Below are 19,138 nucleotides of genomic sequence, written 5' to 3' on the forward strand. Positions count from 1 at the left end.
CCTGATCTGGTTGGGGTCGGACCAGTCTGCCACGGCCATCAAACCCGTGTGGCGGCGTCAAACATGTCCAGCAGTTCCTGCTCCCACAGACCCTGCTGGTCGACCGCCGTCTGCACGAGCACGGTGCGCGTGGGCATGTCGATCAGCACGCGCTGGCCGTGGTGGCCGTGCATGGCGGGTCGCGAACCATCGGCACGCGAATGCCAGAACAAGGCCTTGTAACCCAGCGCCAACCGGGCCCGGCCGGGGCGCACCGGGGCATCACGTTCGCTCCATGACGTGCATTCGTTGATCCACGCCTCGCTGACGATGACCTGGCCCTCGGGGCCGCGGCCGCGTTGAGCGACCAGTTGGCCCAACCGCGCCCAGTCGCGCAGCCGCGCGGCGAAACCGATGCTGTTGAACTCGGCCCCGCGCGCATCGGTGAACCAGGTGGCTGGCGCCTCGGCGCCCAGGGGCTGCCACAGCACCTGTTCGGCGAAGGCCGACAGCGAATCCCCGGTGACGCGGCGCATCACCATGCCCAGCGTCAGCGGACACAGCTCGTTGTAGTTGAAGCGCGTGCCGGCGGGCTCGCTGCGCCGGTTCCAGTCCTTCACGGTGCGCGCGATGTCGGGGTCCCGGCCCAGCAACGCACCGGGGTACAGAACGGCGTTGTCGCGCGCGTGCACCACATCGGCGCCGCTGCACATGTTGGCCAGGTGGCGCAACGTGGTCTCACCGTGCAGGGTGCCGTCGAGCTCGGGCGCGTACCGGGCGGCCGGGTCATCGAACGAGGCAATGAGTCCACGGTCCAGGCAGATGCCCAGCAACAGCGAGGTGATGCTCTTGGCCATGGACCAGCTCTGCAAGCGCATGGACGGTTGGCGGGCGAAGCGGTAGCGCTCGACCAGGATGTTGCCGTCGCGCGCGATCAGCAGGCCCGTGACGGGCCACTGCGCCAGGTAGTCGTCGGGCGTCTTGCGCAACCCTGCCCACCGGTAGCGGAAATCGTTCACCGGCGTCTCGTTCCAGGCAGCCACCCTGCCGCCGGCGCGGATCACGTGGTGGCGGATCGAACGCTCGTGGCCGCCGGAGTAATTGCCCACGCGGTATTCGGGCAAGCGCTCGAAGCTTGAGCGGCTCTCCGGGTACCCGCGCTGGGCGCCCCACTTGTCGTCGGTCTGCGCCCATGCGGGCCAGCCCGCCACGGACAGGCCGGCGCACAGGAACGCGCGGCGATGCTGCACGTCAGTGTCCGGCCCGCGTGTCCCACCCAGGGGCGCCGCGGAACCGGCTCCGCCGGACCGCAGGCGCCGCTCCCTGGAGGGGGTCGCACGAAGCGCGGCGGGGGTGTTTCATATCAATGGGCTTTGTCCCAGTTGGGTCCCACGCCCACTTCCGCGAGCAGCGGCACCTTGAGTTCAGCCACGCCCGCCATCAGGCGCGGGATCTCGGTCTTGAGCCAGTCCACCTCGCCCTCGGGCACCTCGAACACCAGTTCGTCGTGCACCTGCATGATCATCTTCGTGCCGCGCCGCTGCTCGTCCAGCGTCTTCTGCACCGCCACCATGCTGAGCTTGATGAGGTCGGCCGCCGTGCCCTGCATGGGCGCGTTGACGGCCTGCCGCTCCAGCGAGGACAACAGCGCACCTTTTGCCGCCTGGATGCTCGGCAGCACCAGACGCCGACCGAACACCGTCTCCACGTAGCCCTTCGCTTTGGCGCTCTGCCGCGTCTCGTCCATGTAGCGCTTCACGCCCTCGAAGCGTTCGAAATAGCGCTGGATGTAATTTTTGGCCGCGGTGTTGTCGATGGCCAGCGCCTTGGCCAGGCCAAAGGCACTCATGCCGTAGATCAAACCGAAATTGATCACCTTGGCATAGCGGCGCTGCTCGTTGCTGACCTGCGCCGCTTCCACGCTGAACACCTCGGCTGCGGTGGCGCGGTGCACGTCGATGCCTTCGTGAAAGGCGCGCAGCAGCGCGGCGTCGCCACTGATGTGCGCCATGATGCGCAGCTCGATCTGCGAGTAATCGGCGCTGGCGATCACGTGGCCGGCCGGCGCCACGAAGGCCTCGCGCACGCGCCTGCCTTCCGGCGTGCGAATGGGGATGTTCTGCAGGTTGGGGTCGTTGCTGGAGAGGCGACCGGTCACGGCCACTGCCTGCGCGTAGTGCGTGTGCACCCGCCCTGTGCGCGGCAGCGCGAGCTGGGCGAGCTTGTCGGTGTAGGTGCCCTTGAGCTTGGACAGGCCCCGGTGCTCCAGGATCTTGGCGGGCAGCGGGTAGTCCTCGGCGAGTTTTTCCAGCACCTCCTCGTCGGTGCTGCGCGCGCCCGTGGCCGTCTTTTTGATGACGGGCAGGCCCAGTTTGTCGAAGAAGATTTCACCCAACTGCTTGGGGCTGCCCAGGTTGAAGGGCTGGCCCGCGATGGCATAGGCTTCCTGCTCCAGCGCCACGATGCGCTGGCCCAGCTCGTGGCTTTGAGCGGCCAGCATGGGCGCGTCGATCAACACGCCGTTGCGCTCGATGCGGTAGAGCGCTTCGCTGCTGGCGATCTCGAGTTCATAGATGAACTTCAACTTGTCGTCCGCCTGCAACTGTGGCCAAAGAGCGAGGTGCACGTCCAGCGTCTGGTCGCTGTCTTCGCACGAATACTCGGCCGCCTTGGCCACGTCGACCTGCGCAAACGGGATCTGGTGCGCGCCCTTGCCGCACAGGTCTTCGTAGTTGATGCCCTGGCGGCCCAGGTGGCGCTCGGCCAGGCTGGCCAGACCGTGCGGCTTGTGCACTTCCAGCACATAGCTCTGCAGCATGGTGTCGTGCACGTAGCCCTGCACCTCGATGCCGTGGTTGGCGAACACATGGCGGTCGTACTTCACGTGCTGGCCGAGCTTGTGTTTCTGCGGGTCTTCCAGCCAGGGCTTGAGCCTCGCCAGCACCTCGTCGAACGGCAACTGCTCGGGCGCGTCGGGCCCACTGTGGCGCAGCGGAATGTAGGCTGCCTCGCCGGGCTTGACACTGAAGCTGATGCCCACGATCTCGGCGCGCATCTCGTCGAGCGAGGTGGTTTCGGTGTCCACCGCCACCAGGTCGGCCGCGAGCACGCGCTGCAGCCAGGTGTCGAACAGCTCCCAGGTCAGGATGGTGTCGTAGGCCAGGTTGGTGGTGCGCTCGGTGCTGCCGCTCAGGTCGGGCTCGTCGAACAGCCCCGGCGAGCCGTCGCCCGCCTTGTCCTTGGTCTTGGTTTTTGCCTTGGCCAGGTGTTCTTCGATCAACTCGGGCGGCACGTCGTGCTGCATCAGCGTCTTCACCAGCCCCTTGAAGCCATACCTTTCACCGAACGCCTTGAGCCCTTCGGAATCCTGCCCGGCGATCGTGATGGCCTCCAGCGAGGGCAAGCCTTCGATGTGGTCCTTGAGATCGCAGTCGGTCTTGATCGTGAGCAGCTCGCGCCCCTTGGGCAGCCAATCGAGCGCGTTGCGCAGGTTCTCCCCCGCCGCGCCCTTGATCTCGCCCGCGCGCGCCACCAGCGCTTCCAGCGAGCCGTATTCGAGCAGCCACTTCACGGCGGTCTTGGGGCCGACCTTGGGCACGCCGGGCACGTTGTCCACCTGATCACCCACCAGGGTCTGGTAGTCCAGCATCAGGCTGGGCGGCACGCCGAACTCCGCCGTCACGCCGGCGATGTCGCGTCGTCGGTCGTTCATCGTGTCGATGACGGTGATGTGCTCGTTGACGAGCTGGCTCAGGTCCTTGTCGCCGCTGGAGATGACGCAGGTGATGCCCTGCTGCGCCGCCACGTGCGCGAGCGTGCCGATCACGTCGTCGGCCTCCACGCCGGGCACGTCCAGCACCTTCCAGCCCAGCAGCTTCACCACCTCGTGGATCGGCCCGATCTGCGCGCGCAGGTCGTCCGGCATGGGCGAGCGGTTGGCCTTGTATTCGGGGTAGAGCGCGTCGCGAAAGGTCGGGCCCTTGGCGTCGAACACGCAGGCCGCGTAGTCGGCTCGCACGTCCTTGCGCAGCTTCTGCATCATGTTGATCAGGATGCGTATGGCGCCGGTTTTCAGCTCCGTGCCATCGGGGAGCCTGGTGCTCATCGATTCGCCGCCAGCAAAGAAAGCACGGTAGAGGTAACTGGACCCGTCGACCAGCAACAGGGTGGGGGTGGGGGATGTAACGTCGGACATGCGAGCATTGTCGGGGAGATCGAGCCCGCTTCGTCGGCCGGGCGCTTGGCCCTTCATGTGTGCCGCAGGCCCCCGCCTGCCTACAATGAGGCATGAACGCCCACACCCCACGCCTGCTCTCCACCCTCGCCCTGGTGGCGGGCATCACCCTGGCCTCGGCCGCCCAGGCCCAGACGGCCCCGGTGGAGCAGCCGCCCCAGCCGGTCTCGCCGCGCGATCGCATCGAACGCATCACCAACGAAGACGCGCTCACCCGCATCGACGAGGTGCGTGTGGGCGGCGAGACAAAGAGCATCGACGTGCAACCCAAGAACGGCGCGCCGGCCTACCAGATCAACCCCGACACGAACGGTTCAGGCACCGGCGAAGTCGGCGGCAAGCGCACCGGCAATGCCGGTCGCAGCAGTTGGCGCATCCTGAACTTCTGATTGCGCGTTTCATGGCCGTTTACACCGAAGTCGCGTTCGCGGAAGCCGCTGCCCTGCTGCACACCCTGGATCTGGGAGACCTCACCGAATTGCGGGGCATCCAGGGCGGCATTGAAAACACCAACTACTTCGTGACCAGCGAGCGCGATGGCGCCACGCTGGAGCATGTGCTCACCGTGTTCGAACGGCTGGGCTTCGAGCAACTGCCGTTCTACCTGCACCTCATGAAGTTTCTGGCGGGCAAAGGCATCCCGGTGCCCGACCCGGCCGCCACCGCGAAAGGCGAGATCCTGCACACGGTCCAAGGCAAGCCCGCCGCCGTGGTGAACAAGCTGCGCGGCAGGAGCGAGCTGGCCCCCGGTGTGACGCACTGCGAAGCGGTGGGCGGCATGCTGGCGCGCATGCACCTGGCCGGACGCGATTTCCCCCTGAACCAGCCCAACCTGCGCGGTCTGGCGTGGTGGAACGAGACCGTGCCGGTGGTGCTGCCCTTTCTGAGCGCACCGCAGGCCGACCTGATCCGCACCGAGCTGGCTTACCAGAACCACGTGGCAGCCAGCCCGGCCTGCACCGCCCTGCCCCGCGGCCCGATCCACGCCGACCTGTTCCGCGACAACGTGATGTTCGAGGCCGGCGAGCTCACCGGCTTCTTTGATTTCTATTTCGCCGGCTGCGACACCTTCCTGTTCGACATCGCGGTCTGCCTCAACGACTGGTGCGTGCACCACAGCCAGGACGCCACCGACGGCAGCCACGACGCAGCGCGCGCCCGGGCCCTGCTGGCGGCTTACCAGGTGGTGCGCCCGCTGAGCATGGCCGAGCGAAGCCTGCTGCCGGCCATGCTGCGCGCCGGCGCCCTGCGCTTCTGGATTTCCCGCCTGTGGGACCTGCACCTGCCGCGCGAAGCCGCCATGCTGCAGGCCCACGACCCCACCCATTTCGAACGCGTGCTGCGCGAGCGCGCCACCCACGCGCGCGACCTGTCGGTGCAGTTGCTCGATGCCGCTGCTCCCGCGACAGCGCCCCAACCCGTGACCGCATGAAACTCCACCTCGTTCCCGCCCGCACCGGCCTGCAGTGGGTCAAGCTGGGCATGAAGACCTTCTTCCGCCAGCCGCTGGCCATGTCGGGCCTGTTCTTCATGTTCATGGCCACCGTCTCGGTGCTCTCGCTCATTCCGCTGCTGGGCACGGTGATCTCGCTGGCACTGGTGCCGGCGGCCACGCTGGGGTTGATGGCGGCCACGCGCGAAGCCATGCACGGCCGCTTTCCCATGCCGTCCACGCTGATCTCGGGCCTGCGGGGCACGCCGGTGCAGACCCGCAACATGCTCATCCTCGGTGCGCTGTATGCCGCCGGCCTGCTGCTGGTGCTGGGCGTGGCCACGCTGTTTGCCGGCGAGGCCACACCACCACCGGACGCGAACGCCGAGGTCACGGCCGACGTGGTGCGCGCCTCGCTGGCCAACCAGGGCCTGCTCGCCGGTCTGGTGGTCTACCTGCCGGTGCTCATGGCCTTCTGGCATGCACCGGCCCTGGTGCACTGGCATGGCGTGAGCCCGGGCAAGAGCCTGTTCTTCAGCTTCATGGCCTGCTGGGGCAACAAGGGCGCGATGCTCATGTACTCGCTGGGCTGGGTCGGCGTGTTCATGCTGGTGGGCCTCCTCATGAGCCTGCTCGGCGCCCTGCTGGGCGGCGCGGCCGCGCTCAACATCGTTTTGTACCCGGCTGTCCTGTTCATGGCCTCGATGTTTCACACCTCGATATATTTCACTTTTGTTGACAGTTTCGAGTCGACAGAGCAGCCAGTGCCCCCCACCACCGGAGAAGATGCATGAGCCAACACACCCTGCAGGGCCGCGTCGAGAGCGAAGTGACCTGGTTCCAGCGCCGCGACACCCTCAAGGCGGCCGCCGCCTGGGTGACCATGGGTGGGCTGCCGGCGGCCATGGCGCAGCAGCGCAGCAACGTGGTGGAGCTGGTGGGAGACGTTCTCCTGAACGGGCGGCGCATGTTGGCCCAGCAAACCATCCAGACCGGCGACGAGATCGCCACCGGCCCGGCCTCGCGGCTGATCTTCGTGCTGGGCAATGCGTCCTTCAATGTGCGGCAAAACTCGCGCATGACGGTGGAGCGTGGTGCCACCCTGCACACGGTGAGCCTGCTGCGCCTGCTCAGCGGTGCGGTGGTCAGCGCCTTCGGCAGCGGCCCCAGCCGATCCATCGTCACCCCCACGCTGACCGCGGGCATCCGGGGCACCGGCGTGTACACCGAGGTGTTTGCCGACCAGGCCAACCGCAGCTATTTCTGCAACTGCTACGGCACGGTGGAGATGCAGGCCGGGGGCAACCGGGCGCTCTCGGTGTCGAGCTACCACCAGGCGTTCTGGGGCGAGGTCGAACCCAAGGCCGGGCGTTTCCTCACCCCCGCACCGGCCTTGAACCACACCGACGAAGAGCTGGAGTTCCTGGCCCGCCTGATCGACCAGCGCACCGCCTGGCAGATCGCCGGGCGCACCGGTGTGAAGGATGGGCGCGGGTACATGGAGCAGCGCCCGCCCGAGGCGCACCCGGCCGCAACGCGTTGATCCCTCTACCGGCTCAACCAGCGGGCCTGGCCCCCGCAGGCCGCAATCGCCTGCACAAAGTGCCCGGATTCTTCGCACCCCGCCTTGTAGTGCAAAAAACGCTTTGACCGTGCAGGGCCTGCATGCGCACGTCACCAAAGATTCATCAATGGTGCGTCAAGGTTAAACACAGTGTCGTCATCCTCTGCCCAGGGCATTTCCCCTTACCTGGAGCAAAAAAAATGGCAGACACCCTGCGAGACGATGACGGCATCTCGAATCCTTCTTTCAATCTTCACCTCACCCAGCTTGTTGACGAAGCGATTGCACGTCAGCCCAACCGGCGCTTGTTGCTCAAGACCGGACTTGGTATGGCAGCCATTCCCTTCTTGGGCGGCCTTGCAGCCTGCGGTGGCGGCGACGATCCAGCTCCGACCGCACCGGTCGTTACGCCCCCCAGCGAGCAGTTGCTGGGATTCCAGGGCATCCCCACCTCAGGCGCAGACACGGTAACCGTGCCGCCCGGCTATGTAGCCACCCCATTCCTGCCCTGGGGAACGCCTCTGAGCCTCAGCGCACCAGGCTTCGCGGCGGATGCCTCCAATACTGCAGCCGATCAGGAACAACAAGTCGGTGACAACCATGACGGCATGGCCTTCTTCGGTTTCAACACCGAAGGGAACGCTTTGGGCGAGCGCAACGACGAAGGCCTGCTGGTCTTCAATCACGAGTACATCAACCCCGAGTACTTCTACAAGCCTGACACCGATCCGACCGACTGGCTTGCCCCCTTCACGTTCGAAAAGGCACGCAAAGGCCTGGCTGCTCACGGCGGCACGGTGGCCCACGTGCGCCGCACCAGTGCCGGAGAATGGGAGCTGGTCCGCAACTCACCCTACAACCGACGCATCCACGGCAACACGCCGATGACCATCCAGGGTCCAGCCGCAGGTCATGCTCTGATGCAGACCGCTGCCGACCCCAGCGGCACCCAGGTTCTAGGCATGCTCAACAACTGCGGCAACGGCCGCACGCCATGGGGCACTTTCCTCACCTGCGAGGAAAACTTCAACGGCTACTTCGGTTGGAATGGTGTGTTCACTCGCAACACGCTGGAGGCCCGCTATGGCCTGAGCGAAACAGGTTTCGGTTACCGGTGGCACACGGTCGACCCGCGTTTCGATATGGCAGCGAACCGCAACGAAGCCAACCGCTTCGGCTGGATTGTGGAGGTCGACCCGTTCAGTCCGGCCAGCCAGCCCGTCAAGCGCACGGCACTTGGCCGCTTCAAACATGAGAATGCAGAACTCGTAGTCGCCTCCAATGGCAAGGTCGTGGTCTACATGGGCTGCGACGAAGTCAATGAGTACGCTTACAAGTTTGTGTCGAGCGGCACGTTCGATGCCAGCAACCCCACCAGTCTGGCCAACCGCAACCTGCTGTCTGACGGCACGCTGTACGTGGCGCGCTTCGATGCTGGCGCGGTTTCCGGCGACCGCATGGGCAACGGAGTGTGGCTCCCACTGGTCTTTGGTCAGAACGGGCTGGATGTCGGAAACGGCTTCGCCGACCAGGGCGACGTGATGATCAAGGCCCGCCAGGCTGCCGACCGCGTGGGTGCCACGATGATGGACCGCCCCGAGTGGGTCGCCGCCAACCCGACCAAACCGGGCGAAGTGTTCATGACCTGCACCAACAACAGCCGCCGTGGCACGACTCCGGCCTCGTCGAACTCGATTGACGGGACCAGCGTGTCCAGCTCCTCGCGCCCACCAGTCGACGATGCCAACCCACGTGCATCCAACGCATGGGGACACATCGTTCGCTGGAACGAAGCCGGTGGTGACGCCACCGCCCTCTCCTTCGATTGGGACATTTTCCTGCTTGCCGGCCAGCCGTCGTTCACCGACCAGCGAGCGCCGTCGTCCAACATCACGATGGACAACCTGTTCAACAGCCCGGATGGGCTGGCCTTCGACAGCTTCGGTCGCATGTGGATCCAGACGGACGGCAACTTCAGCAACACGGGCAACTTCGCGGGCAACGGCAACAACCAGATGCTGGTGGGCGATCCCCAGACGAAGGAAGTGCGCCGATTCCTGGTCGGGCCGTCGGGCTGCGAGGTGACCGGCATCACCTGGACACCAGACCGCACGACGATGTTCGTCAACATCCAGCACCCTGGTGAACTCGGCGCCCATCCCCGCCGTCCACCCACCTACAGTGACAACGATCTCGCGCGCGATCCCACGGTGTTTTCGCAGTGGCCCACTGCCGGAATTCGCCCGCGCTCTGCCGTGGTGGTGGTGCGCCGCACCGACGGCGGTGTGATCGGTGGCTGAGTGAAGTGGTCGGCACCTTAATGTGCCCGCCATAAAAAGGGGCGGCCACAGTGCCGCCCTTCTTCATTTCACAGTGCGCTCAGAAAGTCCTGCGGATCGGGATGCAACCGAGGTAATTTGCGTTTCGCCACCGTGCCCATGTTCACAAAACACACAGCCTCTTCGCCCAAAGCGAGCTGGAACAGCTCGCGCATGCGCACCGATTGCATGGCCTGCCCGCTGGTCAGACCGCTGCCCAGCCCCAGGCTGTGCGCCATGAGCAGCATGTTCTGAACAGCACAACCCACCGAGACCATGCGCTCCAGTGAAGGGATGCGCGCCTCGTCCTGCCCGAGCCGCGCCACCACCAACATCAACAAGGGTGCACTGTGGGCCTTGTCGCGGGCCGACTCGATCTGATCCAGGGTGGCACCAGGATCACGATCGATCAAGGCCAGAGCAAACACTTCCGCGAGGTCCGCGCGCCTGGCTTCGGGCACGATCACGAACCGCCATGGCCGCAGCAGGCCGTGATCCGGCGCGGCCGCCGCCGCGCGCAGGATGCCGGCCAACTGCAATGAGGAAGGCCCGGGCGCCACCAGACGTCGCGGTGAAACGTTCTGCCGACTCGTGATGAGGACTTCAGCAAACTCACCGTCGATCTCTGACCCGTCTCGGCGGGAACGGGCGCCGATGTCGACGGCTTTCACCGCCGGTGTTGGCATGGATGTGTTCACAGTGCTCCTCTCACGCCGTCAAGCGAAGCGCCGGTCCTTGAACGAGATCGTGGCCTTGTAGTCGTCCACGCTGCCCACCCGGCGGATGCTGCCCCACGTGCCCTTGTAGTACGGGATGACGTTGCGATCCACCCAGTTGGTCACCACGTCACCGTGCACACCCTTGATGTAGCCGAAGAGCATGAAGGTATGCCCAGGCTTCACAGACTTGATCGGATAGGCCATGGCGTAGGTGCTGCCGTAGTCGTTGTAGACCTCGATCACATCGCCGGGCGCGACGCCCATCTGCCGCGCGTCGTCGGGATTGATCTCGATGAAGGCCATCGGAATGCGATCACGCACGAAGGCGTTGTACTGGTCGTGGTACGCCGTCTGCCAGACCTCGTTGGCCCGTCCACCATTGATCCAGTATTTGTGCTTCGCCTTCTGGTCGGCCACCGGCTTGGGCAGACCGTTCCAGGGCGCCGGCTTGAACTCTGCGCGACCGTCCTTGGTGTCGAACTTGCCATCGGCGTAGTGGATCTCGGTGCCGATGAGCTTGTCGCCCTCCATGCGCTGAATCGGCAACTGCACCCCGTTGTTGCCGGCCTTGCGCAGCAGCGCGTAGGTGGCCATGTAGCCGGTGTCACCACCCTGGCTGTCGATCGGTCCCACGCCCGGTCGCCCCGCACGGCGGAAGCCATCGTTGAACGCGTCTTCTTCGGTCTTCCAGTCGAAGCCGTCGAAGCGCTTGGCCATGTCGGGCTTGTTGTCCTTCAGGTAGAGCGCCTTGAGCGCATTGGCGATGTCGGCCGCGATCAGGCAGTCCGGCTTCGCGGAGCCGGGCGCATCCATGAACTTCTCGGACAAGCGCAGGCGGCGTTCACCGTTCATGGAAGTGAGGTTCATCTCACCCGGGTGCGCGGCGGGCAGCAGCATGTGAGCCTCTTCGGCAATCATGGTCGGGTAGAGATTCATGGCGGCGATGAACATGCCGCCCTTGTTCTTGCAAGCGTCGTAGATGACCTCGATCATCTGTTCGGTGGAGGCACCGCGCGCCTTCGCCATGGCCTCGTTGACGATCTTGGCGCGCCGGCTGAGCACCAGGCGGTGCTGCTCGGCGTTGAGGGTGGTCTGGAACGGATTCGTGCCCCACAGGGTGTACATCAGGCCCTTGCCGTTGATGACCTCTTGGTCGATGTAGATCTTCTTGTCGCCCGGATACGGCGGGCGCGTGTAGCCTTCCTGGTGTCCACCGAGACGGCACACACCGGTGCCGCGCCGGCCCACGTTCTGCGTGGCCAGCCCCAGGCTCACCAGCGCGCTCTGGATCACGTAGTTGTCGTTGCCCCAGATGATGCCCTTCTCATACGGGTGGAAGGTGCGCGGGCGGTGGCCGGAGGCCTTGGGCTTGTAGGCCCATTCGGCCGCCTGGCGCAGCTTCGCGACAGGAATGCCGGTCGCCTTCGAACCGTCCTCCAGGCTCATGCGGTTGGTCTTCACCGCATCGTCGAATCCGCGCGTGTGCTTGGCAATGAAGTCCTTGTCGTGCCAGCCTTGCTCCACCACGTAGGTGAACAGCGTGTTGAACAACGCGGTGTCCGAGCCGGGCTCGATGTCCAGGTGCAGCACGTTGTCCTTGCCGGCGACCTGCTCGCAGATCGCGACGGTGGCGGTGCGGCGCGGGTCCACGATGATCACCTTGGCGGCTGCGGCCGTTTCCCCAGGGAAGCGCTGCTTCTTCTTGTCCACCGTCGAGCCGCTCAGGTTGGGCACCCAGTGGTTGAGGAAGTAGTTGGACTGGGTCTCGTAGGGGTTGGCGCCGGTGCAGAGGATCGTGTCGGCCAGCTGCGCATCTTCGTAGCTGTTGTTGAGTTCGCCCACACCCATGTCGCGCGTGGCGTGGCACTCGGAGTTGTAGGCCGGCCGGTTGTGGATGCGCACCATCGGCGTCTGCAGCGCGCTGAACATCAGCTTGCCGGTGCCCCAGGTGTTCTCGAAGCCGCCGCCCGCGCCGCCGTGGTCGAAGCAGTCGTAGAACAGCGCGTTCGGGCCGTCGTTGTCCAGGATCTTTTTGGTGAGGCCGGCGTACAGCGCCATCGCGTTGTCCCACCCGGTGTCCAGCCATTGGTCACCGCGGAAGATGCGCGGGTTCTTCAGGCGCTCCTTGCCCATGCCGTCGTGGGCGTACATGTACGAGGCCATCTTGCCGCCGCGCGTGCTTGAGAGGCCGCTGTTCACCACGCAGCCCTTGTCGGGCACGATCATGATGTTCCAGCGCTTGCCCGACTTGTCGGTGATGGTGTTGGTCATCGCCTTGGTCATGGTGATGGCCAGCGGCGGCACCTGCTGGGTGAAATCGACACCGAGGCCGTTCTGGCTGGCAGCGCGGCCACCCTCCTGGTTGGCGTCCCACTTGTAGACGTGGTAGCCACAGCCGACGATGCAGAAGTGGCAGGTCATGTTCGACTTCTGCGCGTCCTTCGTGGGCAGCGCGATGCGGTCATTGATGTTGGTGGACATGCTGCGCTCCTCAGAGGATGTTGGACTGGCGGCCGTAGATCAGGCCGTCGACGGCCACCGCGCTCACCGCGTCGGTCTTCGCGTCGTACTCCAGCCGGATCTTCGGCAGGTCCTCGGTGGCTTGCCCGCACACCATCTGCCCACCGCTCTCGGGGTCGAAGATGGAGAAGTGGCAGCCGCACTTGAAGGTGCGCGTTCCGCCGTCGTAGGCGACTGGGCACCCCATGTGCGTGCAATAGGCGCTGAAGGCCACGATGTCGTTGTTCGGTCCCACGCCACCGGGCACGGCGTTGCCCATGCGGATCGCGTAACACGGTGAGCTGGCGTCGGGGTAGGTGAAGCTGACCACCTCATTGACCGGCATGCGCTTGGCCGCGCCGACCGCCTTCTTGGGATACGGCAGCGTGGTGCCACTGTTGCGCGCCGGGGTGGCGGCCTGCGCGCTGTGGATGGGAATCACGGTGCTGCCGGCCACGGCGGCGGCAACGCCGCCGGACTGCAGAAAGAAGCGGCGGCCGATCTTGAGGTCTTCCATGTTGTCTCCTGGTTGTGATCACGGACCCGCCTTCCATCGCAACGCGCGTGCCAACGGAGAAGCCATATGAATCAAAGGCTTGAGAAGGCATGTGTGACTTTTTGGGTAGTTTTGGTAACAATGCCGAAAAACACTGGTTACGAAAAAGTAACGCCAGGAGACAAAACCATGAGAAGACGCGAATGCATCGCGGGCCTGGCCACCGCAGCGGTATGGCCCATGTCACCTGCCGCGGCGGCGCACGCGGACCGGCTGCAGGTCGGCCTGACCCCGGTCATCCTCGCGGACCAGATCGCGTTCCTCTCGCGCTGGGGCCGCTACCTCGGCGCGCAGGTCGGCATAGAGGTGAGCTTCGTGGCCCGTGAGTCCTACCAGTCCATCCTCGATCTGCTGTGGTCGGGCCAGATCGATGCGGCCTGGATTTGCGGCTATCCCTTCGTTCGGTTCGAAAGCGACCTCAAGCTGCTGGCCGTTCCCCTGTACCGGGGCGACCCGCACTACCAGGCCTATCTGATCCGCTCGACCGCCGTCGATGGGCTCAGAGGATGGAGCGACCTCAAGGACCGCGTACTCGCGTACTCGGACCCGCTGTCGAACTCGGGTTGGCTCGTTGCCCAGGCGCAGCTGGCCCAGGCCGGGATCGCGCCGCGTGAGCTCAAGCGCGCCTTCTTCGCGCACGGCCATCGCAACGTTGCCGAAGCGGTGGCCGCCCAACTGGCCCAGGCCGGGTCGATCGACGGCTACGTGTGGGAGACCATGCGCCTGCAAGGCATGCCGGCTGCGGCCAGGACCGAGGTGATCTGGAAATCGGAGCCGTTCGGATTTCCGCCCCTGGTGACGGCACGCCGCGCCACCCATCCGCGCACGGAGCGACTGCGGGAAGCCTTGCTCGACATGGCCAACGATGCGGCCGGCCGTGAGTTGCTGGGGTCGTTGAACCTCAGCGGCTTCTCTGCAGGCGTGCCATCCCTGTTCGATTCCATTCGACATCAGGCCGTCCAGGTCCCCGGCAGCGGGGTGACCGGCTGATGTTCGGTCGCCTGCCCTACCGCGTGCAGATCCCGCTGGGCCTGTCCCTCGCGGTGCTGCTGGCGGCGATCCTTGTCACGGGCATTGCGGCGCGGGTGTCGGCGCAGAACGCGCGGCAGGACATCCTGTCGCTGCTGGACAAGGCAGTGGTCCTGGTCAGCGCGCAGGTGCGCCCCCTGCTGGTGGCCGACGACACCTGGCGCGTGTTCGCCCTGCTGCGCGACACCGCCGAGCTGATGCCGGGTGCTGTCACCGGTCAGGCCCGTCTGGCCATCCTGGGCGCCGATGGCCGCGTGTTTGCCGCATCCGACCCCACGCAACTGGAGACCGGCCGCACCTTGCTGGGCGGAACCTGGCGCGATCAATCCACACCGCTGCCCTCCGCGATCACGGAGAGACAACGGCTCGACAGAGGCGACGGTTCGGTGGTGATGATCGACCCCATCCGCAGTGAAGACGGGCAGACACTGGGCTTTGTCTTGACGGAGGTGGACGCGGCGGTCTTCGCGCCCGACTGGCCATCACTGGCGAAAACCGCCCTGCTGGCCATCGCTCTGGCCGTGACCGTGCTGGTGCCTGTGGGCTGGTGGGTGGGCAAGCGCATGACCCGGCCCGTCGAGCGGCTGGTGGCCGTGATCGAGCGCATCGGTAGGGACGACCCGCGCGAGCTTCGCAGCGCGGTGCCCACGACCCAGGACCCCGAACTCAGCCGCATTGGCGATGCGGTGAGCCAGCTCATGGGCGAGCTGGAACAACGCAAACTGGCCGAGGACCGCGCGTTGTCGGCCGAGCGGCTCGCTGCCGTGGGCCGCATGACGGCGGCGGTGGCGCACGAGATCAACAACCCCCTGGCGGGCTTGCTGACCGCCACGCAGACGCTGCGCCTGCATGGCGGGTCGGACGACATCCGCACCCGCACGATCGACCTGCTCGACCGCGGCCTGCAGCAGATCAGGACGACGGTGGCGGCGCTGTTGCCCCAGGCCCGCATGGACGACCGCCCGCTGGAACCAGGCGACCTGGAAGACATCGTCACGCTCGTGCGGGTGAGCGCCAACAAGCTGCCGGTCGAAATTCGTTTCAGCATGGACATCGACTCCGCGCTGCGCGTGCCATCGGCACCGCTGCGCCAGGTGATGCTCAACCTGCTGCTCAACGCCATGAAGGCGGCAGGCGAACAGGGCACCGTCTCGGCACGACTCGAAGCAGACGAGGACCAGGTGACCTTTTGCGCCAGCAACACCGGCCCTGCTTTGAGCGCGGAGAAATTCCGCAACACCCTGGCGGCCGAAAGCGGTCGCGACCCCCGGGGCTTCGGTCTGTGGGTCTGCCAGGAACTCGCCAGCCACCTGGGCGGCCGGTTCGAGCTGGACGCGACACAACCCGAACTGACCCGCCTGGTGTTCCAGGTGCCCAACCGCGAGGCCGCGGAGGAAACCCCATGAAGACCCTGCTGGTGATTGAAGACGACGCGATCATGGGCGAATCCCTGGCGCAGCGGTTTGAACTGGAAGGCCTGCACGTGGTCTGGTGCCGGAGTCTGTCGGAAGCCGCCGAAGCGCTGAAGACACCACCCGCTGCGGTGGTGAGCGATGTAAGACTGCCCGATGGGTTGGCGACAGACTGGTTCGTGAAACTGCCTGCGGCCATCCGTGCCCTGCCCTGGTTCTTCCTGACCGGCTACGGCAGCGTGAACGATGCCGTGACGGCGGTTCGAGCGGGCGCGAGGGAGTACCTCACCAAGCCCTTCGACATCGAGCACGTGGTCGGCCTGGTGCACCAGGCCGTCTCTGCCAGCTTCGCTCCCGAGGAGGATGCCGTGCTCGGCATCTCGCCGGCGATGCGCCGCGTCGAGGGCATGGTCCGCAAGGTCGCGGGCCAGCGCGTCTCGGTGCTGCTCACCGGCGACTCCGGCGTGGGCAAGGAGGTGGCCGCGCAAATGGTGCATGCCCTGGACCCGCGCGCGGGCCAGCGCGAATTCGTGGCCGTCAATTGCGCCGCCATCCCGGAGTCCATGCTGGAGGCCGAGTTCTTCGGCTACGAAAAGGGCGCCTTTTCCGGCGCCGTGAGATCCCACAAGGGCTACCTGGAGCGGGCTCATGGCGGAACCCTCTTTCTCGATGAAGTGGGTGACCTGCCGGCCAGCATGCAGGCCAAGCTGCTGCGGGCGCTGCAGGAAAAATGTTTCTTCCGGCTCGGCGCCGAACGCACCACCCACAGCGACTTCCGCATCCTCGCTGCCACCAACCGCGACCTGTACGCCGACATGAATGCCGGCACGTTCCGCGAGGACCTGTTCTACCGCCTGGCCGTCATCAAGATCGCCCTGCCGCCCCTGCGCGAACGGCCGGAAGACGTGCGCTGGTTGACCGAGCGTCTGCTGGCAACAATGGTGGTCGAGCAGGGCCGGCCACTGGCGATGTCCGAGCGCTTCCTGCGCGACCTGATGGCACGCGACTGGCGTGGCAATGTGCGCGAGCTGCGTTCCTACCTGGAACAGGCTGTGGTGATGAGCGATGGCGGCATTCTCGACGAGCCGCTGAGCATCGACGACGCCGACCAGCCCCCCGGCACCGCATCCAGCGAACCCATCGAGCCTTTGCAGACCATCCTGGAGGGCGTCGAGCGCGCGCACATCCGCAAGGCCCTGCTGCATTGCGAGGGCAGTGTGGGCAAGACAGCCGAGGTGCTGGGCATCAGCCGCAAGACCCTGTGGGAGAAGATGAAGAAGCTTTCCATCGCCAATTGAACTGCCAGGATTCCCCGCCCAGCCGTCAACAACACGATGAACGCCCTGCTCGCCACCTGGACTCAACACGAGGCCGAGCTACGCGGCTGGCTCAGGGCACATGAACCCGGATGAGCGGCTTGCAAACGTCCAGCAGCCCCGCGCCTGACTGTTTGAAGTTGCCCGCAACACATTGACGGACCGCCTGCGCGCGGGCCACAAGAGCATGCCGCTGCCTGACGACCTGCGGCGAAGTCGCGCATTCAGCGTGCCCGCCAGCGCATGCGGGAGCACATGGTGTCGGCTTGCAAGGTGTTGTTTGACAGCACGAGCCACATCGACGACTGTGTGCCCCGAGCTCCGCGCAAGATCGAACCCGATGCGCCAGCCGAGGAATGAGAGGACGGCCGCCTTGTGATCAGCTTCAGCCGCCCAGGCGCCGAAGTTTTTCTCGCAGGACAGCGATCTCCTGTTCCAGCTCGGCGACCAGCGAAGCCAGTTCGGGCACGGCGTCGAAGTCGCGCTCCAGACTGGCCATGCGCCGCACCCGTCGAAGATCGTCTGCATTGAATCGGGGGGGCTCGGTGGGTTCCCGCACTGTGGGCGCCAGCAGGCCATCTTCCATCCGCTGGCACACCCACAGCTCGGTCACGCCGGCCATTCGGCACAGCTGCCCCATCTCCAGCCAGGTCTCGTCCAGCACCACCTGCACGCGCGAGATTTCCTGTTCCATCATGAACCTCCTTGGGCCTGTCGCTCTCGCTCGGCCGCATGAACCTTGCGAGCGTCAAAGTCGGGCAACGTGCTGGCCATCTGGTCGTAAAGTTCCTTGGCGCGCGGATCGTGCGCGCTGGGCAAGACCACCATCACCTTCAGGTCCAGATCGCCAGGCGTTTTGGCGGGCAGCCCCTTGCCCCGCACCGTGATCGTCTGCCCGCTCTGTGTCCCGGCGGGCACGCGGACCTTGAGCGAACTGCCACTGGGCAAGAGCACCGGAACCACCGCGCCGAGTGCAGCCTCCCAGGGTGCCAGCGGCAGCGCCATGATCAGGTCCGCGCCCTCGACATGAAAACGTTGATGCGGCCGAAAATGCACTTCGAGGAACAAATCGCCGGCTGAAGCACCGGCTTGCCCTGGTGAACCCTGACCCGCCAGGCGGATCAGCTGGCCCGCCTTCACCCCAGGCGGGATCGAGACTTCCAGGGTTCGTTCAACCAGTTCTACGCGGCCCTGAGCATCGATCTGCGGGGACTTGAGCGTCAACCGGCGCCGCGCGCCCCGCCACGCGTCTTCGATGTCGAGCAATATCTTGGCGTGGTGATCCTCGCCGCGATCACTGAAACTGGCCGACCCCTGAGCACCATGGGTTTGCTGGCGGGCTTGCCGCCCCATGCGGCCAAACAGCTCTTCAAAAAAATCGCTGTGGTCAGCGCCCTCTGCGCCGCGGCCCCTGAACTCGAAGCCGGCGTCCCAGTCCGGTGGAGGCGTGAAGCTTTCGCCAGCGTGGCGGCCAGTGCCAATGGCGTCGTAGGCGGCGCGCTTCTCGACATCGGACAACACGGCGTTGGCCTCGTTGATCTCGCTCATGCGCGCGGACGCATCCTTCTCCTTGCTCACGTCCGGATGGTACTTGCGCGCAAGCTTTCGATACGCCTTCTTGATGTCCTCGGCGCCGGCGTCACGCGCCACGCCCAGAATTGCGTAGTAGTCCTTGAACTTCAATGGATGCCCCTCTGCTGCCAGGTCACATCGCTGCCTGATCGAACCTTGTCGCCAGCTTGCGCCGATCGCCCTGCCCTCAGGTTGACGCAGATCAAGGCGCCCCGATCACGGCGAAGTGGCAGAGCACTGACGGCCGATCCGCATGCCGTTGCGCATCGGTCGAGCGAGCCCTTTGCACCTGCTGATGCGGGCGCTACCCTGGCCGAGCGGATCGAAAGTGGCTGGGCGGCGGTGAAGACGCAGGGCACCGTGCTGGCCTTCATGATGAGCGTGATCGCGCTTTGCCCGAGATGATCATCCTGCGCAAGGTGCTCAAGATGCGGCTGATCGCCATCTTCGTGGCGGTGGTCTCCGGTGGCATCCTGCTGGTGGGCTTCGTGTTCAACGCGGTGCTCTG

15 protein-coding genes are annotated in these 19,138 nt (G+C 65.7%); 8 read left to right on the forward strand and 7 right to left on the reverse strand.

What is annotated here, in order from left to right; all coding sequences use genetic code 11:
• Positions 1-38 precede the first annotated feature (38 nt).
• Both V6M63_RS04560 and polA read right to left on the reverse strand, forming a co-directional pair.
• Positions 39-1,229 carry a serine hydrolase domain-containing protein gene (locus V6M63_RS04560; protein WP_332739875.1) on the reverse strand — a complete coding sequence of 397 codons (1,191 nt, stop codon included), beginning with the start codon at positions 1,227-1,229 and terminating at the stop codon, positions 39-41.
• A gap of 113 nt (positions 1,230-1,342) precedes the next feature.
• Positions 1,343-4,174, reverse strand: a complete 2,832-nt coding sequence (gene polA / locus V6M63_RS04565; RefSeq protein WP_332739877.1) for a DNA polymerase I — start codon at positions 4,172-4,174, stop codon at positions 1,343-1,345.
• Between the two features lie 92 nt (positions 4,175-4,266).
• Here polA and V6M63_RS04570 point away from each other — a divergent pair, with 92 nt between their 5' ends.
• The 5 genes from V6M63_RS04570 (at position 4,267) to V6M63_RS04590 (ending at position 9,509) form a co-directional block, all read left to right on the forward strand.
• Positions 4,267-4,602, forward strand: coding sequence for a hypothetical protein (locus V6M63_RS04570; RefSeq protein ID WP_332739879.1), 336 nt, complete (start codon positions 4,267-4,269; stop codon positions 4,600-4,602).
• 11 nt (positions 4,603-4,613) lie between these two features.
• Positions 4,614-5,645, forward strand: coding sequence for a homoserine kinase (locus V6M63_RS04575; RefSeq protein ID WP_332739882.1), 1,032 nt, complete (start codon positions 4,614-4,616; stop codon positions 5,643-5,645).
• Positions 5,642-6,439 (forward strand): BPSS1780 family membrane protein, encoded by a 798-nt coding sequence (locus tag V6M63_RS04580; RefSeq protein WP_332739884.1) that lies wholly within the window; start codon positions 5,642-5,644, stop codon positions 6,437-6,439. Before V6M63_RS04575 ends, V6M63_RS04580 begins: the two co-directional genes overlap by 4 nt.
• Positions 6,436-7,188 (forward strand): iron dicitrate transport regulator FecR, encoded by a 753-nt coding sequence (locus V6M63_RS04585; protein ID WP_332739886.1) that lies wholly within the window; start codon positions 6,436-6,438, stop codon positions 7,186-7,188. The genes V6M63_RS04580 and V6M63_RS04585 overlap by 4 nt, the downstream gene beginning before the upstream one ends.
• 221 nt (positions 7,189-7,409) lie before the next feature.
• Positions 7,410-9,509, forward strand: coding sequence for a PhoX family protein (locus V6M63_RS04590; protein WP_332739888.1), 2,100 nt, complete (start codon positions 7,410-7,412; stop codon positions 9,507-9,509).
• Positions 9,510-9,577: 68 nt separating this feature from the next.
• On the opposite strand, the gene V6M63_RS04595 is transcribed toward V6M63_RS04590, so the two are convergent.
• From V6M63_RS04595 to V6M63_RS04605, 3 genes are read right to left on the reverse strand one after another with little or no spacing between them, the layout of a single operon-like run.
• Positions 9,578-10,225, reverse strand: coding sequence for a nitroreductase family protein (locus V6M63_RS04595; protein WP_332739890.1), 648 nt, complete (start codon positions 10,223-10,225; stop codon positions 9,578-9,580).
• Between the two features lie 18 nt (positions 10,226-10,243).
• Positions 10,244-12,727, reverse strand: a complete 2,484-nt coding sequence (locus V6M63_RS04600) for an arsenate reductase (azurin) large subunit (RefSeq protein WP_332739892.1) — start codon at positions 12,725-12,727, stop codon at positions 10,244-10,246.
• A 10-nt stretch (positions 12,728-12,737) separates the two neighbouring features.
• Positions 12,738-13,262, reverse strand: a complete 525-nt coding sequence (locus V6M63_RS04605; protein ID WP_332739894.1) for an arsenate reductase (azurin) small subunit — start codon at positions 13,260-13,262, stop codon at positions 12,738-12,740.
• A gap of 168 nt (positions 13,263-13,430) precedes the next feature.
• On the opposite strand from V6M63_RS04605, the gene V6M63_RS04610 reads away from it, so the two are divergent.
• From V6M63_RS04610 to V6M63_RS04620, 3 genes are read left to right on the forward strand one after another with little or no spacing between them, the layout of a single operon-like run.
• Complete coding sequence (locus V6M63_RS04610; RefSeq protein WP_332739896.1) at positions 13,431-14,291, forward strand: PhnD/SsuA/transferrin family substrate-binding protein; 861 nt, start codon at positions 13,431-13,433, stop codon at positions 14,289-14,291.
• Positions 14,291-15,736 carry a sensor histidine kinase gene (locus V6M63_RS04615; RefSeq protein ID WP_332739898.1) on the forward strand — a complete coding sequence of 482 codons (1,446 nt, stop codon included), beginning with the start codon at positions 14,291-14,293 and terminating at the stop codon, positions 15,734-15,736. The genes V6M63_RS04610 and V6M63_RS04615 overlap by 1 nt, the downstream gene beginning before the upstream one ends.
• Positions 15,733-17,040, forward strand: coding sequence for a sigma-54-dependent transcriptional regulator (locus V6M63_RS04620; RefSeq protein ID WP_332739900.1), 1,308 nt, complete (start codon positions 15,733-15,735; stop codon positions 17,038-17,040). The genes V6M63_RS04615 and V6M63_RS04620 overlap by 4 nt, the downstream gene beginning before the upstream one ends.
• A gap of 403 nt (positions 17,041-17,443) precedes the next feature.
• Here the strand turns inward: V6M63_RS04620 and V6M63_RS04625 are convergent, their stop codons facing one another.
• Both V6M63_RS04625 and V6M63_RS04630 read right to left on the reverse strand, forming a co-directional pair.
• Positions 17,444-17,755 (reverse strand): chaperone modulator CbpM, encoded by a 312-nt coding sequence (locus V6M63_RS04625; protein WP_332739902.1) that lies wholly within the window; start codon positions 17,753-17,755, stop codon positions 17,444-17,446.
• Positions 17,752-18,741, reverse strand: coding sequence for a DnaJ C-terminal domain-containing protein (locus V6M63_RS04630; protein ID WP_332739904.1), 990 nt, complete (start codon positions 18,739-18,741; stop codon positions 17,752-17,754). Before V6M63_RS04630 ends, V6M63_RS04625 begins: the two co-directional genes overlap by 4 nt.
• Positions 18,742-19,138 lie beyond the last annotated feature (397 nt).

Source organism: Hydrogenophaga sp., assembly GCF_036675665.1.
Classification (GTDB): domain Bacteria; phylum Pseudomonadota; class Gammaproteobacteria; order Burkholderiales; family Burkholderiaceae_C; genus Hydrogenophaga.